General features: G+C 71.3%; 18 protein-coding genes. 5 read left to right on the top strand and 13 right to left on the bottom strand.

Annotated features, from left to right (window positions below; all coding sequences use genetic code 11):
- Nucleotides 1-172 precede the first annotated feature (172 nt).
- From amt to tesB, 3 genes are all read right to left on the bottom strand, one after another.
- Nucleotides 173-1,531 carry an ammonium transporter gene (amt, locus tag ACUN0C_RS18450; RefSeq protein ID WP_445467874.1) on the bottom strand — a complete coding sequence of 453 codons (1,359 nt, stop codon included), beginning with the start codon at nucleotides 1,529-1,531 and terminating at the stop codon, nucleotides 173-175.
- Nucleotides 1,532-1,562: 31 nt separating this feature from the next.
- Nucleotides 1,563-1,901: a P-II family nitrogen regulator gene (locus ACUN0C_RS18445; protein WP_445467873.1), complete on the bottom strand. Its 339-nt coding sequence runs from the start codon at nucleotides 1,899-1,901 to the stop codon at nucleotides 1,563-1,565.
- A gap of 183 nt (nucleotides 1,902-2,084) precedes the next feature.
- Complete coding sequence (gene tesB, locus ACUN0C_RS18440) at nucleotides 2,085-2,954, bottom strand: acyl-CoA thioesterase II (protein WP_445467872.1); 870 nt, start codon at nucleotides 2,952-2,954, stop codon at nucleotides 2,085-2,087.
- Between the two features lie 104 nt (nucleotides 2,955-3,058).
- Between tesB and ACUN0C_RS18435 the strand changes: the two genes are divergently transcribed.
- The gene (locus ACUN0C_RS18435) at nucleotides 3,059-4,306 is read left to right on the top strand and encodes a ubiquinone biosynthesis hydroxylase (protein ID WP_445467871.1); all 1,248 of its coding nucleotides are present in this window, start codon (nucleotides 3,059-3,061) and stop codon (nucleotides 4,304-4,306) included.
- Nucleotides 4,307-4,312: 6 nt separating this feature from the next.
- Here the strand turns inward: ACUN0C_RS18435 and ACUN0C_RS18430 are convergent, their stop codons facing one another.
- The 3 genes from ACUN0C_RS18430 to cobA all read right to left on the bottom strand — a co-directional run bounded on the left by ACUN0C_RS18430 (nucleotide 4,313) and on the right by cobA (nucleotide 6,834).
- Nucleotides 4,313-4,513 carry a Trm112 family protein gene (locus ACUN0C_RS18430; protein ID WP_445467870.1) on the bottom strand — a complete coding sequence of 67 codons (201 nt, stop codon included), beginning with the start codon at nucleotides 4,511-4,513 and terminating at the stop codon, nucleotides 4,313-4,315.
- 153 nt (nucleotides 4,514-4,666) lie between these two features.
- Nucleotides 4,667-5,980: a cobyrinate a,c-diamide synthase gene (locus tag ACUN0C_RS18425; RefSeq protein WP_445467869.1), complete on the bottom strand. Its 1,314-nt coding sequence runs from the start codon at nucleotides 5,978-5,980 to the stop codon at nucleotides 4,667-4,669.
- The gene (gene cobA, locus ACUN0C_RS18420; protein WP_445467868.1) at nucleotides 5,977-6,834 is read right to left on the bottom strand and encodes a uroporphyrinogen-III C-methyltransferase; all 858 of its coding nucleotides are present in this window, start codon (nucleotides 6,832-6,834) and stop codon (nucleotides 5,977-5,979) included. The genes ACUN0C_RS18425 and cobA overlap by 4 nt, the downstream gene beginning before the upstream one ends.
- Nucleotides 6,835-7,422: 588 nt before the next feature.
- Here cobA and ACUN0C_RS18415 point away from each other — a divergent pair.
- Together ACUN0C_RS18415 and ACUN0C_RS18410 are read left to right on the top strand one after the other, a co-directional pair.
- The gene (locus ACUN0C_RS18415) at nucleotides 7,423-8,541 is read left to right on the top strand and encodes a cobalt-precorrin-5B (C(1))-methyltransferase (protein ID WP_445467867.1); all 1,119 of its coding nucleotides are present in this window, start codon (nucleotides 7,423-7,425) and stop codon (nucleotides 8,539-8,541) included.
- Complete coding sequence (locus tag ACUN0C_RS18410; RefSeq protein ID WP_445467866.1) at nucleotides 8,534-9,298, top strand: cobalt-precorrin-6A reductase; 765 nt, start codon at nucleotides 8,534-8,536, stop codon at nucleotides 9,296-9,298. The genes ACUN0C_RS18415 and ACUN0C_RS18410 overlap by 8 nt, the downstream gene beginning before the upstream one ends.
- A gap of 6 nt (nucleotides 9,299-9,304) precedes the next feature.
- On the opposite strand, the gene ACUN0C_RS18405 is transcribed toward ACUN0C_RS18410, so the two are convergent.
- From ACUN0C_RS18405 to ACUN0C_RS18390, 4 genes are read right to left on the bottom strand one after another with little or no spacing between them, the layout of a single operon-like run.
- Nucleotides 9,305-10,036 (bottom strand): glutamine amidotransferase, encoded by a 732-nt coding sequence (locus tag ACUN0C_RS18405; protein ID WP_445467865.1) that lies wholly within the window; start codon nucleotides 10,034-10,036, stop codon nucleotides 9,305-9,307.
- 56 nt (nucleotides 10,037-10,092) lie between these two features.
- Nucleotides 10,093-10,569, bottom strand: coding sequence for a tellurite resistance TerB family protein (locus ACUN0C_RS18400; protein ID WP_445467864.1), 477 nt, complete (start codon nucleotides 10,567-10,569; stop codon nucleotides 10,093-10,095).
- A gap of 37 nt (nucleotides 10,570-10,606) precedes the next feature.
- Nucleotides 10,607-12,022 carry an ATP-binding protein gene (locus tag ACUN0C_RS18395; RefSeq protein ID WP_445467863.1) on the bottom strand — a complete coding sequence of 472 codons (1,416 nt, stop codon included), beginning with the start codon at nucleotides 12,020-12,022 and terminating at the stop codon, nucleotides 10,607-10,609.
- Nucleotides 12,019-12,747 carry a response regulator gene (locus tag ACUN0C_RS18390; RefSeq protein WP_445467862.1) on the bottom strand — a complete coding sequence of 243 codons (729 nt, stop codon included), beginning with the start codon at nucleotides 12,745-12,747 and terminating at the stop codon, nucleotides 12,019-12,021. Before ACUN0C_RS18390 ends, ACUN0C_RS18395 begins: the two co-directional genes overlap by 4 nt.
- Before the next feature lie 189 nt (nucleotides 12,748-12,936).
- Here ACUN0C_RS18390 and ACUN0C_RS18385 point away from each other — a divergent pair, with 189 nt between their 5' ends.
- Both ACUN0C_RS18385 and gdhA read left to right on the top strand, forming a co-directional pair.
- On the top strand, nucleotides 12,937-13,542 hold the full coding sequence (locus ACUN0C_RS18385; protein WP_445467861.1) for an EF-hand domain-containing protein: 606 nt from the start codon (nucleotides 12,937-12,939) through the stop codon (nucleotides 13,540-13,542).
- A gap of 375 nt (nucleotides 13,543-13,917) precedes the next feature.
- Nucleotides 13,918-15,264, top strand: coding sequence for an NADP-specific glutamate dehydrogenase (gene gdhA, locus ACUN0C_RS18380; protein ID WP_445467892.1), 1,347 nt, complete (start codon nucleotides 13,918-13,920; stop codon nucleotides 15,262-15,264).
- A 324-nt stretch (nucleotides 15,265-15,588) separates the two neighbouring features.
- Here gdhA and ACUN0C_RS18375 read toward each other — a convergent pair whose 3' ends face one another.
- The 3 genes from ACUN0C_RS18375 to ACUN0C_RS18365 are packed head-to-tail and all read right to left on the bottom strand — an operon-like array spanning nucleotide 15,589 to nucleotide 17,802.
- Nucleotides 15,589-16,263 carry an LON peptidase substrate-binding domain-containing protein gene (locus ACUN0C_RS18375; RefSeq protein WP_445467860.1) on the bottom strand — a complete coding sequence of 225 codons (675 nt, stop codon included), beginning with the start codon at nucleotides 16,261-16,263 and terminating at the stop codon, nucleotides 15,589-15,591.
- Nucleotides 16,264-16,302: 39 nt separating this feature from the next.
- Nucleotides 16,303-17,232: a thioredoxin gene (gene trxA / locus ACUN0C_RS18370; protein ID WP_445467859.1), complete on the bottom strand. Its 930-nt coding sequence runs from the start codon at nucleotides 17,230-17,232 to the stop codon at nucleotides 16,303-16,305.
- Nucleotides 17,233-17,283: 51 nt separating this feature from the next.
- On the bottom strand, nucleotides 17,284-17,802 hold the full coding sequence (locus ACUN0C_RS18365) for a prolyl-tRNA synthetase associated domain-containing protein (protein ID WP_445467858.1): 519 nt from the start codon (nucleotides 17,800-17,802) through the stop codon (nucleotides 17,284-17,286).
- Nucleotides 17,803-18,019 lie beyond the last annotated feature (217 nt).

The following is an 18,019-nucleotide window of genomic DNA, read 5'->3' as shown; positions in this document are numbered from 1 at the left end:
TTTCAGCCGCGGGCACCCGATGGGCCGACGTTGTGGACAAGAATTGTGCGCAGCACAGGATGTGTGCAGATTGGGCGCCTAATCTGTAGGCATTCGTTTGGAAGCCGGTTCCCAGGCGCAGAAACGGGCCGCCCCGAGGGGCGGCCCGCTGCTTGCGTCTGCCGTGCTTGGATCAGGCGCGGACGGTGCCGGCGCCGAACTCCGGGTAGGCTTCCACGCCGACCTCGGCGCGGTCGAGGCCGAGGAGCTCGGTCTCCTCCGAGGGGCGGAGCCCGACGGTGGCCTTCAGCGCAAGCCAGATCACCGCGCTCACCGCCACCGTGAAGGCGCCGTAGGCGGCGATGCCGACGATCTGCGTCCCGAAGCTCGCCTCTGCGTTGGTGAGCGGCACGGCGAGCGTGCCCCAGATGCCGGCGACGAGATGGACGGGGATGGCGCCGACGACGTCGTCGATCCGGAGCTTGTCGAGGAGCGGCACGACGAAGACCACGATGACGCCGCCGACCGCGCCGATGATGATCGCCCAGGCCGGGCTCGGCGTGAGCGGTTCGGCGGTGATCGAGACGAGGCCCGCCAGCGCGCCGTTGAGCGCCATCGTCAGGTCGACCTTGCCGTACATCAGCTGGGTGAGGACGAGCGCGGCGACCACGCCCGCCGCCGCGGCGAGGTTGGTGTTGGCGAAGATGGTCGCGACCGAGGCGGCATCGGAGATCGTGCCCATCGCCAGCTGCGAGGCGCCGTTGAACCCGAACCAGCCGAGCCAGAGGATGAAGGTGCCGAGCGTCGCGAGCGGCATGGACGAGCCGGGCAGCGGCATGACCTGGCCGCCGGGGCCGAACTTGCCCTTGCGGGCGCCGATGATGATCGCGCCCGTCAGCGCCGCCCATCCGCCGACCGAGTGGACCAGCGTGGAGCCGGCGAAATCGGCGAAGCCCATCTCGTCGAGCCAGCCGGCGCCCCATTTCCAGGAGCCCGCGATCGGGTAGATGAAGCCGGTCAGGACGACGACGAAGGCGAGGAACGGCCACAGCTTGATGCGCTCGGCGACCGTGCCGGAAACGATCGAGGCGGCGGTCGCGCAGAACACCATCTGGAAGAACCAGTCCGACGCGGCCGAATAGTCGCCCGTCTCGGTCGCCGGGTCGGGGAAGACCTTCGGCCCGAAGGTCCCGATGAAGCCGCCGTCGACGCCCTCGTACATCAGGTTGTAGCCGACCACCCAGTAGAGCAGGCCGGCGATCGAATAGAGGCTGATGTTCTTCAGGCACTGCATGGAGACGTTCTTGGACCGCACCATGCCGGCCTCCAGCATGGCGAAGCCGGCCGCCATCCACATCACCAGGAAGCCGCCGATCAGGAAGAGCAGCGTGTTGAGGATGAACGGGTAGGGGTCGGCGGCCGCCTCCGCGGCGGGCGCCTCGACGGCCGGCGCCGCCTCCTGCGCCATCTCCTGCGCAAGCGACGGCTCGGCGAGGAGCGCGGCGATCGCGAGCGCCGGGAGCGCCCAGCGGGCGAGAGTTTCGAGTTTCATGTCATGTGCTCCGGAATTCGTGGGGCGCCGCTCACAGCGCATCGGCGTCGATCTCGCCCGTCCGGATCCGGACGGCGCTTTCGATGGGGACGACGAAGATCTTGCCATCGCCGATCTGGCCGGTCTTAGCCGTGGCGACGATGGCGTCGAGGACCTTGTCGGCCTCTGTCGCCGCGACGGCCACCTCGATCTTGACCTTCGGGATGAAGCTCACGGCGTATTCGGCGCCGCGATAGATCTCGGTATGCCCCTTCTGGCGGCCGTAGCCGCGCACTTCGGTCACCGTCAGGCCCTGTACGCCGAGGCCCATGAGCGCATCGCGCACCTCGTCGAGCTTGAACGGCTTGATGATCGCAATGATGAGTTTCATGCGGTCGCTCGCTCCTGTGTGGCGGCGCTCACGCCGCGCTGAACGCGGGCGACGGGCCCGCTTGCGAACGACTGTCCAAAAAACGTGCCAGCTTCGGCTTTTGCGGCGGAAAGGCGGCGCCGCCGGGCGAAGCAGCCGAGCGTGCGCCTAAGCTTCAGGCAGCAATGGGCGTACGCTGAAACTTTAGGCAGTCGCCGGGCGCAGCCGGACCAGCCCCTCCTGCGCAACCGAGGCGACGAGCCTGCCGTCGGCGGCGAAGATGGAGCCGCGCGTGAAGCCGCGGGCGCCGGACGCGTTCGGGCTGTCCTGGTCGTAGAGCAGCCATTCGTCGGCCCGGAACGGCCGGTGGAACCACATCGCGTGGTCGAGGCTTGCGACCTGCATGTCGCGGTCGAACACGGAGCGGCCATGCGCGAAGAGCGAGGTGTCGAGCAGCGTCATGTCCGAGGCGTAGGCGAGCACGCAGGCATGGATCGCCGGATCGTCCGGCAGCGGCCCGGTGGCGCGGAACCAGACGCGCTGCACGGCGTCGAGCTGCTCCCGGCTGACGTAATGCTTCAGGCTGACCGGGCGGAACTCGATCGGCCGCTCGCGCTCCCAGTAGGCGCGGATCGGCTTCGGCGCGCTCGCCATCACCATCGCCTTCATCTGCTCTTCCGACATCAGCCGGTCCGGGTGCGGCACGTCGGGCATGGCGAGCTGGTGGTCGAGCCCCTCCTCGCGGACCTGGAACGAGGCCGACATGGAATAGATCGCATGGCCGTGCTGGATCGCCACCACGCGGCGCGTCGCGAAGCTCTTGCCGTCGCGGATGCGGTCGACCTCGTAGACGATCGGCACCGTCGGGTCGCCCGGCCGCATGAAATAGGCATGCAGCGAATGCACCCGCCGGTCGGCGTCGACGGTGCGCGTCGCCGCGACCAGCGCCTGCCCGATCACCTGCCCGCCGAACACCCGCTGCCAGCCCGATTGCGGGCTGCGGCCACGGTAGAGGTTGTGTTCGAGCGGTTCGAGGTCGAGGATGTCGAGAAGGCTCTGTACGGCGTTCGGCATGGGCCTTCCGGCGGTTTGGGCGGGTCGCGGTGCGCTCGGCACCGTCGGCAGAGTACCCGCCGGTGTCAAGCGAGCCGCCCGGGTGAAGCGACGGGGATGCGGGAATGAAGGCAGCGAGCAGGAAGCACCGGGCCGGCGCGGAGCCGGGCGTCGTCGTCGCGGGCGGCGGCTCCGCCGGCCTCTGCCTCGCGCTCGCGCTGAAGCGCTTCCTGCCCGATCTCGCCGTCGAGGTGGTCGACGCCCGCCCGTCCGGCGCGGCGAGCGCCGACGAGCGCGCCTCCGCCATCGCCGCCGCCGCCCGGCGCATGCTGGAGCAGCTCGATGTCTGGCACGACGTCGCCGGCTCCGCCCAGCCGATCCTCTCCATGGAGGTGACCGACAGCCGCACCTCCGACGCGGTGCGCCCGGTCTTCCTGACTTTCGACGGCACGACCCGGGACGGCGAGCCCTTCGCCCACATGGTGCCGAACGCGGTGCTGCTGGAGGCGCTCCGCAGCGAGGCCGAATCGGCCGGCGTGCGCGCCACCTTCGGCGCCGGCGTCGAGCGCTTCGAAACCGGCGACGGCGACGTCCGCGTGCATTTCTCCACCGGCGAGCAGCGCACCGCCCGCCTGCTCGTCGCCGCCGACGGCGTGCGCTCGCGGCTGCGCGCGCAGGCCGGCATCAGGACGGTGGAATGGTCCTACCCGCAGATCGCCATCGTCTGCACCGTCGCGCACGAGCGCCCGCATCACGGCGTCGCGGTCGAGCACTTCCTGCCCTCCGGTCCGTTCGCCATCCTGCCGCTCTCCGGCAACCGCTCGTCGCTGGTCTGGACCGAGCGGAAGGAGGACGGCGAAAGGCTCCTCAAGGGCGACGAGTTCGTCTTCGAGGTCGAGCTCGAGCGCCGCTTCGGACACAAGCTCGGGAAGATCGAGCTCGAAGGCCGCCGCCAGGGCTACCCGCTCGGCCTCATTCTCGCCCGCGATTTCGTGCGCCCGCGCTTCGCGCTCCTCGGCGACGCCGCCCACGGCATCCACCCGATCGCCGGCCAGGGGCTCAATCTCGGCTTCCGCGACGTCGCCGCGCTCGCCGAGACCGTCGTCGACGCCGCCCGCCTCGGGCTCGACATCGGCGCGCTCGACGTGCTGCAGCGCTACGAGCGCTGGCGCCGCTACGACACCTTCCAGATGGGCGTCACGACCGACGTGCTGAACCGGCTCTTCTCGAACGATTTCGGCCCGCTGCGCGCCGTCCGCGACATCGGCCTCGGCATCGTCGACCGCCTGCCGCCGCTCAAGCGCCTGTTCATCGGCGAGGCCGCGGGGCTCGGCGGCGAACTGCCGAAGCTCCTTTCCGGCGAGCCGATCTGAGCCGGCTCAGCCGTCGAGAGGCCGGGCCTCCTCCTCGAGCAGGATCGGGATGCCGTCGCGGATCGGGAAGGCGAGCCTTGCCGCCCGGCTCACCAGCTCCTGCCGCGCCCGGTCGTATTCGAGCGTCGTCTTCGTGATCGGGCAGACCAGGATCTCGAGCAGCCTCGGATCGACCTGCCGCGGCTCCTGCCGCGCTTCCTCCGCCATGCGCATCTCCGTTCGCTGTCGGGCGGCACGCTAGCACAGGGCTCCGCGGCGAGTCGCGGCGGAAGGTCGCCGGTTGCGATCGACCCGGCGGTGAACGCCGTCACCGCCACGTTCCCCCGCGCGACAGGCGCCAAGCCGGCTGGTTCCCGGGCCTCATCCTTCTCCCGCCATTGCGTCGATCACATGCACGAACGACCCCATGACCCGGCCGCGGCGGAGCCCGGCCGGCGCCGGCGCTCCGCCGTCGGCGCCCGTCACCTGGAAGAGCGCATCGGCCGCGCCTTCCGAGACGACGCTCGCATAGTGGAACTCGTGCGCGGAAAGCGGCCCCCTCCAGGGCAGGCCGCCCGGCGCCTCGGCACGGCGGTAGCCGAGATGGAGCCTGCGCGCGGAAAAGCTCGTGACGAGCGGCAGGAGGCCGAGCATGGCGTGCGTCGCGCCCTCGGCGTCGACCAGCGCCTCGCCGAGCGCCATGTAGCCGCCGCACTCGCCGTAGACGAGCGCGCCCTGTGCCGCCGCCGCCCGCATGCCGGCGCGGAACTGCCCCGCCGCCGCAAGCCGCCCGGCATGGAGCTCAGGGTAGCCGCCCGGCAGGAAGATTGCATCGCATTCCGCCGCGGGCGGCTCGTCGGCGAGCGGCGAGAAGGGCAGGATCTCGGCGCCCGCGGCGCGCCAGCTCGCGAGGAGATGCGGGTAGGCGAAGGCGAAGGCGAGGTCGGCGGCGACCGCTATGCGCTGCCCCGGCGGCGCCAGTCCCGGAGCGGCCGCGCCGGCTGCGGGAAGGGCAGCGGCCGCAGCCGCGATCGCCTCGAGGTCGCACCCCTCCGCGACCGCATCCGCGGCGCGGCCGACGAGGGCGGAGAGCGCCGCGTGCTCGCCGGCCTGGACGAGCCCGAGATGGCGGGATTTCAGCGCCAGCGCCGCGTCGCGCCGCACGAGCCCGAGGAGCGGCACCGAGCTGCGTGCGAAACCTTCGCGGATGAGCGCCGCGTGCCGCTCCGAGGCGACGCGGTTCACGATCGCGCCGGCCACCGGGAACCCCTCGGCGAGGCGTGAAAAACCCTCCGCGATCGCCGCGGCCGATTGCGCGAGCCCGTCGGCGCCGACGACCAGCACCACCGGCAGGCCGAGCAGGCGGGCGAGCGCGGCGGTCGACCCCGCCCCGCCTTCGCCGCCGTCATAGAGGCCCATCACGCCTTCGACGACGAGGAGGTCGGCGTCGGCCGCGGCATCGGCCGCGAGCGCCGCGACCCGTTCCGGCGCCATCGCCCAGGGATCGAGGTTGAAGGCCGCCCGCCCCGACGCCGCCTCCAGGAAGCGCGGGTCGATGTAGTCCGGCCCGCCTTTCGCGGCGGCGACGCGCAGGCCCTGCCGCCGCAGCGCCGCGACGAGGCCTATCGTCAGGACCGTCTTGCCGGAATGGCTGGAGGCGGCGGCGACGACGAGGCCGCGCGCGGGCGCGCTCACGAGGCGCCCGCCTCCGGCAACCCCCGCTCGCCGAGCGGGTCGGCGATGAGCCTCCGCCCGGCCGCGGCACCCAGCCAGTCGAGCGCTGCGCGGAGCCGCACCACCTGCCCGACCACCACCAGCGCCGGCGGCGCGAGGCCGCTTTCCGCGAGATCTTCGGCGGCGCGGCCGAGCGTCGTCTCCAGCACCTTCTGCCGCGCCGTGGTGGCGTCGCAGACGATCGCGACCGGCTCCCCGGCCGCGCGGCCCGCGTCCATCAGCTTCCCGGAAATCAGCGCGAGGTGCTTCACCGCCATGTACATGACGATGACGGGCGAGCCGCGCGCCACGCCCTCCCAGTCGATCGAGGCGGGCGCGAGCCCCGTCTGGTCGTGGCCGGTCAGGAACGTGACGGCATGGTTCACCGCCCGGTGCGTCACCGGGATGCCGGCATAAGCGAGCCCGCCGATGCCGGCCGAGATGCCCGGCACGATGCGGAACGGGATACCGGCTTCCACCAGCGTCAGCGCCTCCTCGCCGCCGCGCCCGAAGACGAACGGGTCGCCGCCCTTCAGCCGGCAGACGCGCCGGCCCGCGCGGGCGAGCTCGACGAGCCGGAGCGAGATGTCACGCTGGCTCGGCGACGGCTTGCCGCCGCGTTTTCCCGCATAGATGCGCTCCGCGCCGTCGCTTGCATGAGCGAGGATCGCCTCGTCCACCAGCGCGTCGTAGACCACCGCGTCGGCCTGCATCAGCGCGTTGGCCGCGTGGAGCGTGAGCAGCCCCGGGTCGCCCGGCCCCGCCCCGACGAGCCAGACCCAACCCGGCTCGAAGCGCGGCAGGTCGGCGAAGAGCGGATGCGGCACGGACTGCATGGCCCCTTCTAGCCCCGTTCCGCCGCCTCCGAAAAGGCGCTTGGCCGCATCCAGCGCCGCCCGCCCCCCCTCTGCCGTCTCATGCCGGGCTTCAACAGCGCCGGACGCCGCCGCCCCCGCCACCCTCTCTGTCGTCATGCCCGGGCTTGACCCGGGCATCCAGTACAGCCCCGCCGCACGGCACCCGCGCCCTGTGGATCGCCGGATCAAGTCCGGCGATGACGACAGTGGGGGAGGCCACGCAGAGACCCGCTCCCGTCGCCCCGCCCCACTCTCCGCCGTCCTGCCCCGAGCCCGCCCCCCTCTCTCTCGTCATGCCCGGCCTTCGACCGCGTCGGTCGCCGCAGGCCCCGCCCCTCCCTCTGTCGTCATGCCCGGGCTTGACCCGGGCATCCAGCACAGCCCCACGGCCCGCGCCCCTGGGATCGCCGGATCAAGTCCGGCGATGACGACAGTGGATGAGGCGACGCAGAGAGCCGCTCCGGGCCGCGGCGGCGCGTTGCGGAAGGGGGGCGGCGGCGATGCCGGGGCGTATCGCGGCGGAAATGGCGCTTTGGCGCGGCGCGCGCGGCCCGCTATAGCTCGGCCATGCCGAGGGGAGCGCCCGTGCCCGAGCCCGACCGGCCGCTCCGCCGCGGCTGGACGACCGGCGCCTGCGCCACCGCGGCGGCGAAGGCCGCCTGGCAGGCGCTCCTGACCGGCGCGTTCCCCGACCCGGTGACGATCCGGCTGCCGCGCGGCGAGACGCCCGCCTTCGCGCTCGCCCGCGAGCGGCTCGGGGCCGACTTCGCGATGGCCGCGATCGTGAAGGATGCCGGCGACGACCCGGACGTGACGCACGGCGCCGAGATCGTCGTGAGAGTCCGCCGCGGGCCGCGCGGTTCCGGCCTCGTCTTCCGCGCCGGCGAGGGGGTCGGCACCGTCACCCGGCCGGGCCTTCCCGTCCCGCCGGGCGAGCCCGCCATCAACCCGGTGCCGCGCCGGATGATCGCCGCCGCCCTCGCCGAGGTCTCCGCCTTGTGCGGCGTCGACGGCGAGTCCGCGGGCGACATCGACGTCACCGTCGCCGTGACCGGCGGCGCAGCGCTTGCCGAGCGCACCTGGAACCCCCGCCTCGGCATCCTGGGCGGCCTTTCCATCCTGGGGACGACCGGCGTGGTTGTCCCCTATTCCTGCGCGGCCTGGATCCACGCCATCCACCGCGGCATCGACGTCGCGCGCGCCGCCGGGCTCGATCACGTCGCCGGCGCGACCGGCAACGCTTCCGAGGCGGCCGCGAAGCTGCGCTACGCTCTCCCCGACATCGCGCTCCTCGACATGGGCGACTTCGCCGGGGGCATGCTGAAATATCTCCGCACGCATCCGGTGCCGCGGCTCACCATCGCCGGCGGCTTCGCCAAGCTCGCCAAGCTCGCCCACGGCGCCCTCGACCTCCACTCCTCCCGCTCCGAGATCGACCGCGCCTTCCTGGCCGAGCTTTCGCGGGAGGCCGGCGGAAGCGCTGCGCTGGCCGGCCGGATCATGGCCGCGAACACGGCGGCGGAGGCGCTTTCGCTCGCCTCGGCCGAAGGCGTGCCGCTCGCCTCAGCCGTGGCGGAACGGGCGCGGGCGAGCGCGCGTTCAGTGTTGCGCGACGCGCCGATCCTCGTCAACGTGCTCGTCGTGGACCGGGCGGGGGCGCCACTGGCGGAGACGGGACATGGCTAGAGTGCTCATTCTCGGCGGCACGGCCGAGGCGGCGGAGCTCGCCGCGCGGCTCGCCGGCGACGACCGGCTGGAGACGGTGACCTCGCTCGCCGGCCTCACGCGGCTGCCGAACCGGCCGGCGGGACAGGTCCGGCAGGGCGGCTTCGGCGGCCCGCACGGGCTTGCCGCGCTCCTCAAGGAGGAGGGCTACGGCGCGCTCGTCGACGCCACACACCCGTTCGCCGCGCAGATCGCCCACCACGCGGCGGAAGCCGCGGAAGCGGCCGGTATTCCCCGGTTGAAGCTCGTCCGCCCGCCCTTCGAGCGGAAGGAGGACATCCGCTTTGTCCCCGTCGCCTCGATGGAGGAGGCGAGCGCGGCGATTCCCTCCGGCGCGCGCGTGTTCCTCGCCGCCGGCCGGCGCGAGCTCGCGCCGTTCGCCGCCCGGAAGGACATCTGGTGCCTTCTCCGCATGATCGAGCCGCCGGCCCCGGGCGAGGTCCTGCCGCCGGGAGAGCTCGTCCTCGGCCGCCCCGCCGCCGACCCCGAGACCGAAATGGAGCTCCTCCAGACCCACCGCATCGACCACCTCGTCTCCAAGGACTCCGGCGGCAGGGCGGGCGCGAAGATCGAGGCGGCGCGCCGCTTGGGCCTGCCCGTGATCCTCATCGAACGCCCGCCGGTCCCGCCCGGCGACAGCGCCGGGACGGTGGACGAGTGCATCGTCTGGCTGGAGCGTACCCTGTTCAGGGCGAGGGAGGAGATCGGGCGCGTCTGACCCCGGTCAAGCTGCCCGGCGGCGCTCGCGATCCCGGCAGTCCTGCGCCAGCCACACGTCCAGGAAGTTCCCAAGCCACGCCCGGACGGCCGGGTCGTAGCGGAACCACCCGGCCATGTGCTCGCGGCGCGGCTGCGCCATCGGCAGCGCGAAGCGTTCGGCACCCCGCACGGTCCAGCGGCAGGCCATGGCGTAGGTGAGCTCGCTGTGGAACTGCAGCCCGAAGGCCGGGCCGCAGCGATAGGCCTGGTTCTCGAACACTTCCCCCCGCGCCAGGAGCTCGCATCCGGCGGGCAGCGTGAAGCCCTCCCGGTGCCACTGGTAGACCATGGCCGGCCAGTCGCAGAGGGCGCGCCCCGCCGCCGTCGCCTGGAGCCGGTAGAACCCGATCTCGCAGCAGCCGTCGCAATGGCTCGTGACGGTCCCGCCGAGATGCTTCGCCATCATCTGCGCGCCGAGGCAGATGCCGAGAAACGGTGCGCCTTCCGCGAGCGGAACGCCGATCCAGTCGGTCTCGCGGCGGATGTACGCGTCCGGGTCGTTCGCGCTCATCGGCCCGCCGAAGATGATGGCGCCGGCATGGCCGGCCATCGTCTCGGGCAACGGATCGCCGAAACGGGGCCTCCTGACGTCGAGATCGAAGCCCTTGGCGAGGAGCATCTGCCCGAGCTTCCCCGGGCTGGAATGCTCCTGGTGGAGAACGACGAGGATCTTCTCGCGGGCGGACGGGATCGACATGCGCTGAGCGACTGGACGCGAATCGAAAGTGCCGAACATTCAGGCGAGCCTAAATATCATGCTTCGGCGTCGTTGGGAGGGGTGATGCTCTCTGCCACGAGTGCTTTGGCCGAGAGCCGTTGCTCCCGGGGCACAGCGAGCAGCTCGGCGACGCGCCAGACGAGGTTCTCCTCGAACTCCTGCGCTTCGCCGTCGGCATAGACGATCTCCCAGAGCAACCGGACGACGGCCACCCGATCGGTGTCGCCGAGCTGGCGCTTCAGCACGCTCGTGAAGGAATAGAGGTCGACCGCTTCCTCTTCCGCGCGGGTCGCATCGGCGATCAGCCGGTCGAGGTCTTCCGCCGAAAGGTGATACTGCCGCCGGAGGAGATCGCGCACCGTCCCGCGCTCCGCCGCCGACATGCCGCCGTCGACGTCGGCGGCGTGGAGCAGCAGCGCCGCGACCGCGAGCCGCGCGTCGTCGTCATCGAAATGATGGTCGGGACGGGCGAGGCCGACCTTCCGGACAAAGTCGCGGATCGCGTCGAGCATGAAATACCTCCTCGCCACGATCTAGGGTGGGGCGGCCTCAACCGCCAGCCGCGGCGGCGTGCTCCGGGAGCAACCGGGGCAAGCGGATCTCGGCCCGCAGCCCGCCCTCCGGCCGGTTCGCGAGAATGATGTCGCCGCCATGACTGCGCACGAGGGACCGCGCAATGGCAAGGCCCAGGCCCACGCCTCCGGTCTCGCGGCTGCGCGAAGCCTCCAGCCGGACGAACGGCTCGAAGACGTCGGCAAGGCGCCCGTCCGGGATGCCCGGGCCGTCATCCTCGACGGCGATGATGGGGCCGGTCGGCGTATCGGTGAGGCTCACCCGCGCCCGCGTCCCGTACTGCACCGCGTTCTGGATCAGGTTGCGGATCGCGCGGCGGAGCGCGTTCGGGCGGCAGGCATAAGGCAGCCGCCCTGCCTCGGCGACCGCCACGTCCATGCCGACCTCGGCGAGATCGTCGGCGACGCTCGAAACGAGGGCGGCGAGATCGACCCGGCGCATCTCCTCCGGCCGGGCGTCCTGACGCGCGAAGTCGAGTGCCGCCTCCGTCATCGCCTGCATTTCACCGAGCGTCGCGAGCATCTTTTCGCGCGTCTCATCGTCGTCGACCAGCTCGGCGCGCAGCCGGAGCGACGTGATGGGGGTCCGCAGGTCGTGCCCGATCGCGGCGAGCATGCGCGTCCGATCGGCGATGAACCGGTGGAGACGGTCCTGCATGCCGTTGAAGGCTGCCGTCAGGCGGCGCACCTCGTCGGGGCCAGTTTCCGAGATCCGGCTCACCGGCGCCCCGCGGCCGAACGCATCGGCGCTCGCGGCCAGCGCCCCGAGCGGCCGCGTCACGCGACGCGCCATGAAGGCGACGATCAGCAGGATGGCGAGCGCCATTGCCGCGGTCGAAACGATCGAGGGCCAGGGCAGGCCGATCGGCTCGCCCCGCATGCGGGTCTGGGCGTTGAGCCAGCCGGCATCGCGCAGCGGAACCGAAACGACGAGGTCGAGCCGCTCGTCCGCGATGCGCCGCCGCCACTCCCGGCGCTCGCCGCGCTCGTGCGGCAGCGGCACCGCGCGCAGCGGACCGGCCTCCTCATCCCGCTCCAGGAAGGCGAGCCGGGGCGGAGCGCGGAGGCGCGAACCCAGCATGCGGTCGAACTGCATGGCGAGCGGCCCCGATTGCCGCGTCGCTGCGGCGACGGCGCTTTCGTCGCTCACCCAGAAGCGGATCCGCCGGGACCCGGCCGCCTCTGCGAGCGGCGCGCGCATTTCGGGCGGTGCGAGCTCAAGCATCCGGAGCGCCGAAGCCGTGCGCTCGAGCAGCCCGGTTCGGTTCGCCTGCCACAGCGCCTCCGAGCGCTCATCGGACAGGACCCACAGCGTGAGCGCCTGCGAGGCGACGAGCGCCGCAAAGAGGAGCGCAACCAGCTGCGCGCCGAGGCTCTTCGGCAGGACCCTCATGCGTCGGCCTCATGCGGCTCGGCGGCGAAGACATAGCCGCCGGCCCAGACCGTCTTGATGAGGCTCGGGTTCTTCGGATCGGCCTCGATCTTCTTGCGCAGCCGGCTCACCTGGTTGTCGATGGAGCGGTCGAACGGCTCCATCGAGCGCCCCCGCGTCAGGTCGAGGAGCTGCTCGCGGGAGAGGACGATGCCCGGCCGCTGCAGGAACACAGTGAGGAGGCGGAACTCGGCCGTGCTGAGCGGGACCGCAACGCCGTCTGGTCCGGTGAGTTCGCGGCGCGCGGCGTCGAGCACCCATCGATCGAACGTCAGGCGGCTGCCACTGCCGATCGTCTCGGCCGTCTTCGGCACCGACTGCACCCGGCGGAGCACGGCCCGGATGCGGGCGAGCAGTTCGCGCGGGTTGAACGGCTTCGTTACGTAATCGTCGGCGCCGATCTCCAGCCCGATGACGCGGTCGGTGTCCTCGGTGAGCGCGGTGAGCAGGATCACCGGAATGCCGGTCGTCTCCCTCAGCATCCGGCAGAGCGAGAGCCCGTCCTCGCCGGGCATCATGATGTCGAGTACGACGAGGTCGATGGCGCTGGTCTTCAGGACCCGCCGCATGTCCTGGCCGCCGGAGGCGGTCGAGACGCGGAAGCCGTTCTTCGCGAGATACCTTGCGAGAGGCTCGCGGATGTCGGCCGCATCGTCGACGACCAGGATGTGCGGAGAGGATTCCATCGGGTTTCGCAAGTCTCGCTTCCGGCCAAATATGCAGGTCCGGAGGGGTCGGGCGACGGAAAATTGTATCCGGATGTAACAGCCCGCCGACCTGCGACAGCCCGGGACAAAGAGCCGGTTTGCCGACAAACTCCCGCGACGGGCGGAGCCTATATCGATCCCGTCCAACAACGAGAAAGAGGTTCCCCCATGAAGACCCCGACAAAGACCCTGCTTGCTCTTCTCCTCGCAGCAGGTGCGAGCCTGGCCATCGCCGCGCCGAGCTTCGCCGACAGCTACGGCCAGGGCGGCCAGGGCTGGCGGAAGGGCGACCATCAGGGCATGCGCGGCCACGGTCCGGACCGGAAGCACGGCTTCCAGCGCGGTCAGGGACCGGGCGGCGAACGCTTCGCCATGCGCGGCATGTTCGAGCAGTTCGATGCCGACGGCGACGGCCGGATCACGCAGGACGAGATCGACGCCGTGCGCGGCGACCGCCTCGCCCGCTTCGACGCCGACAAGGACGGCGCGCTCTCGCTCGAGGAGTACCAGGCGCTCTGGCTCGACGCGATGCGCGAGCGCATGGTGCGCGCCTTCCAGGCCCACGACCGGGACGGCGACGGCAAGGTGACGGCCGAGGAGTTCAACGCGCGCTTCGACCGCATGGTCGAGCGGCTCGACCGCAACGACGACGGTGCGATCGATCGCTCCGACATGCGCCGGTCCGGTCCCCGGGACGGTCGCGGCCCGCAGCGCCAGCAGGCGCCGCAGCCGCTGCCGGCTCCGCAGGGCGGGGCCCAGCCGAACAACGGCTGATGCGAGTTGCCGGGACCGCCTCGCGCGGTCCCGGCCTTTTCTCACGATCTGACCGGACGGCGAGCCGCCGGTCCGCGCCGGCAAGAGCCTGCACCTCCCGCGCTGCTCCCCGAACCCCGCATAAGGGCCCTCGGACGGCCGCGCGGGAGTCGCGCTTCTCGCACCGCACGTCCCCCCACCGTCGACATCGCTGCCATGACAAGGGGTTGTGGCGAGATCGGGCCGAATGTTGCAGAAACCTCTGCAGCTTCCATGCCGGCGAACATGACAAGGCGATCCGTCCTCCGGATCGCCCGCAGTCCCCGCGAGCCGGATCGAGGCACACCTTCATCCGCGGGCGGAGAAACCGCTCCAGCAGCGAGACGACACATCTTGATCCAGATCGACGAGAAGCTTGAACCGATCCTTGCCGAAGTGCTGCGCCGGAACGCCGGCGAGGCGGAATTCCACCAGGCGGTCCGGGAGGTCCTGGAGAGCCTCGGGCGCGTCGTGGCGAAGCATCCCGACTATGCCGAGGACGCCCTTATCGAACGCATCTGCGAGCCGGAGCGCCAGATCATCTTCCGCGTGCCCTGGGTGGACGACAGCGGGCAGGTCCAGATCAACCGCGGGTTCCGGGTCCAGTTCAACTCGGCGCTCGGGCCCTACAAGGGCGGCATCCGCTTCCACCCATCGGTCAATCTCGGGATCATCAAGTTCCTCGGCTTCGAGCAGACCTTCAAGAACGCCCTGACGGGTCTTCCGATCGGCGGCGGCAAGGGCGGCTCCGACTTCAACCCGCGCGGGCGGAGCGACGCCGAGATCATGCGCTTCTGCCAATCCTTCATGACGGAGCTGCACCGGCATCTCGGCGAGCACACGGATGTCCCCGCCGGCGACATCGGCGTCGGCGGCCGGGAGATCGGCTACATGTTCGGTCAGTACAAGCGCCTCACGAACCGATACGAGGCCGGCGTGCTGACCGGGAAGGGCCTCGCTTATGGAGGGTCGCGGGCGCGGCGCGAGGCGACGGGCTACGGCGCCGTCTATTTCGTCGAGAGGATGCTGGCGACCAGGGGAACCGATTTCGCCGGCAAGACCGCCGTCGTCTCGGGCGCGGGCAACGTGGCGATCTACACGATGGAGAAGATCCGCGCGTTCGGCGGCTCGGTCGCCGCGTGCTCCGATTCGACCGGCTACGTCGTCGACGAGAACGGCATCGACCTCGACCTGGTGAAGGAGATCAAGGAGGTCCGGCGCGAACGGATCTCGGAATATGCGCGGCTGAAGCGCACCGGGACGCACTACATCGAGAACGGCTCGATCTGGGACGTGCCCTGCCAGATCGCCATGCCGTCGGCCACCCAGAACGAGCTGACGGGAAAGGATGCCCGCAAGCTCGTCCGCAACGGCGTGCTCGCCGTCGGCGAGGGCGCCAACATGCCGTCGACCCCGGATGCGGTGCGAATCTTCCAAGAGGCCGGCGTGCTGTTCGCTCCGGGCAAGGCGGCGAATGCCGGCGGCGTGGCAACCTCCGCTCTCGAGATGCAGCAGAACGCGTCGCGCGACAGCTGGACCTTCGAACAGACCGAGGAGCGTCTCGCCGCGATCATGCGCAACATCCACGACAGCTGCGCCGAGACGGCCGAGGAGTACGGCGCGCCCGGCGATTACGTGCTCGGCGCGAACATTGCCGGCTTCGTGCGCGTGGCGCAGGCGATGCGCGCGCTCGGCGTGACCTGACGCCGGAGACGCTCCCAAGCGGCCCCTCCCAGGCGCCGATGCGGTCTCGCCGCCGCACGGGCAAGGTCCGCCCGATCGTGCAAGGATGCGGAGCTCGCCGCCCGCGTCCTCGCCGGACACCGGCCTCAGCCGTGCTCGTCGTGCGCGCCCAGCCGATGGTGGAGGCGTGCGTCGTGGGTGGCGAAATGCACGGTGAACCAGTCGTCGAGCTGCCGCGACAGGAGCCGTGACGCACTCTCCGGCGCGCATGGCGAACCGCGCGGCCTCGCAGGCCGGTGACGGCGAGACCCATCCGGGCGCCAAGCCGGTCTTGCGCGTCCCCGCCTATTGCAGCGACGACGATGCGCCCCCGCCGGCCAGCGCGATCTCGGTGATGGCGATCAGCGTCTCGGCGCGCCGGGCATGGTCGGCTGCCTCGAGCAGCGCCTGCTTCTCCGACGGCCCCCACGGGCTCATCATGGAGAGCGCCGTCACGAGGCTGGCGTTCGACGCCTTGTTGACGCTCTCCCAGTCGGCCTCCAGCCCGTGTGCGTCGAGGTAGCAGCGGAACGTCCGGAGCAGGGACTCGCGGTCGACCTCCGCCTCGCCCTGGCGCGGCTCGGCGATGTCGGCGAACCCCGCGGCGCTCACCCGGCACTGGCGGAAGGGTGTCGACACCTCGATCTCCTCGAGGACCGTGAACCGGCTGATGCCGGACAGCGTGACCAGGTAGCGGCCGTCGCCGGTTTCCGAGAACTGCACGATGCGGCCGGCGCAGCCGATCGCGCAAAGGTCGGGCTCCGCCTGCCGCGCGACCTGGTCGAGCCGGGGCTGGATCATGCCGACGATCCGGTCGCGCTTCAGCGCCCAGTCGATCATTGCAACATAGCGCGGCTCAAAGACGTTGAGCGGCAGCTGCCCGCTCGGCAGGAGCAGCGCCCCGGCAAGCGGAAAGACCGGGATCGTGTCCGGAAGATCGGCCGGTCCCTCGTAACGGTGATTGCCCGCCTGGACGGTCACGGCCGGTCGCCTCGCGCGCGCTTCTCCTGAGAAGAGAAGTTAGGCGAAAAGCAGGGACGACAAGCGCTGTCGGCCTTTCAGCGTCGCGGGATCCTTCGGCCCCCACGCCTCGAAGAACTGGACGAGCTGCTTGCGGGCGGCTTCCTCGTTCCAGTCGCGGTCGCGCCTGATGATGTCGAGGAGCTGCTCGGCCGCGCCCAGGCGGTCGCCGCCGGCGTTGAGCGCGAGCGCGAGGTCGAAGCGGCTCTGGTGGTCGTGCGGGTGGCGCTCGAGCCGGCTGCGGAGCTCGGCCGGGCTGCCGAGGCTGGCGGCCTGCTCGGCGAGCTCCAGCGCCGCGCGTGCGCCGGCGACGGCAGGATCCTTCTGCAGATCCGGCGCGAGGCTGCCGAGGAGGGCCTTGGCCTGCTCCAGCCCGCCGAGCGCGAGCTCGCAGCGCACGAGACCCGCAACGGCCTTGCCGTTCTCGGGATCGTCCTGCAGGACCGCGCCGTAGAGGCCGGCCGCGCCGGGATAGTCCTTTGCGGCGAAAGCCGCCTCCGCCGCCTCGAGCGCCTCCTCTGCACGGCTCGGGCCGATCGGCCCGGCGACGCGCTCGATGAAGGCGAGGATCTGGCTCTCCGGCAGGGCGCCCATGAAGCCGTCGAGCGGCTGCCCGTTCTTGAACGCGATGACGGCGGGGATCGACTGGATGCCGAGCTGGCCGGCGATCTCCGGATGCTCGTCGATGTTCATCTTCACGAGCTTCACGCGCCCGCCGGCCTGGCGCACGACCTTCTCGATCACCGGGCCGAGCTGACGGCAGGGTCCGCACCAGGGCGCCCAGAAATCGACGAGCACCGGCACGCTGCGCGACGCCTCCAGGACGTCGGCCCGGAAGGTCTGCGTGGTGGTGTCCTTCACGAGGTCGTCGGCGCCGGCGGCCGAGGCCTGCTGCTGGCGTCCGCCCCCGAGGATGAAGCTGTCGCTCATGATGTGAATTCCCTTAGCACTTTCGGCAGAGATGTGGCGAGCCGGCCGCTCTCATGAAAGCCCCTCCGCCGCCGCGATCCTCGGCAAGGCGAGGATCGCCGGCTCGTGGCCGGTGGCGCGCAGGAAGGCGAGGAGGTCGGCCGGGCGGATGCTGGTGGTGGCGGTGTTCTCCAGCGGGTGGAAGTTGACGGGGTCGTGCGACAGGAGCGCCGCGTCGACGACGACCGCGACGCGGCCGTCCGTGTCGTTGATCGCGCCGAACGGCGTCACCGAGCCCGGAGCGAGGCCGAGCGTCTCCATGAGGAGCTCCGGCCGGCCGAAGGAAAGGCGGCCACTGCCGATCGAATGGTGGAGCGACTTCAGGTCGAGCGGCGCATCCTCCTCGGCGACGACGAGATAGAGGCGGTCCTTCTTGTCCTTGAGGAAAAGGTTCTTCGTGTGGCCGCCCGGGATCGCGCCGCGCAGGCGCTGCGATTCCTCGACCGTGAAGAGCGGCGGGTGCTCGTGCGTCGTCGTTTCGATCGCGAGGCGGTCGAGAAGGTCCATGAGGTCGCGGCGGCTCTTCGGCATGGTTCCCGTTCCGGCACACGCCCGCCGCTTACCGGAACGGGCCGGCGGCGACAACAGCCCCGCTCCGAGCCGGGGGGAACCCGCGCCCCGGACAGGGCGACGAAAGCGAGGGCGAGGCAGCCCGATTAGCCTGTTGCAATCGAAATGGCCTTGCGCCATATACGCCCGGCTGGATGCGACACGCGTCAGACGCGGGTGTAGCTCAGGGGTAGAGCAC

It is taken from the genome of Faunimonas sp. B44, assembly GCF_052655945.1.
This window is presented reverse-complemented; position numbering and strand designations above follow the sequence as displayed.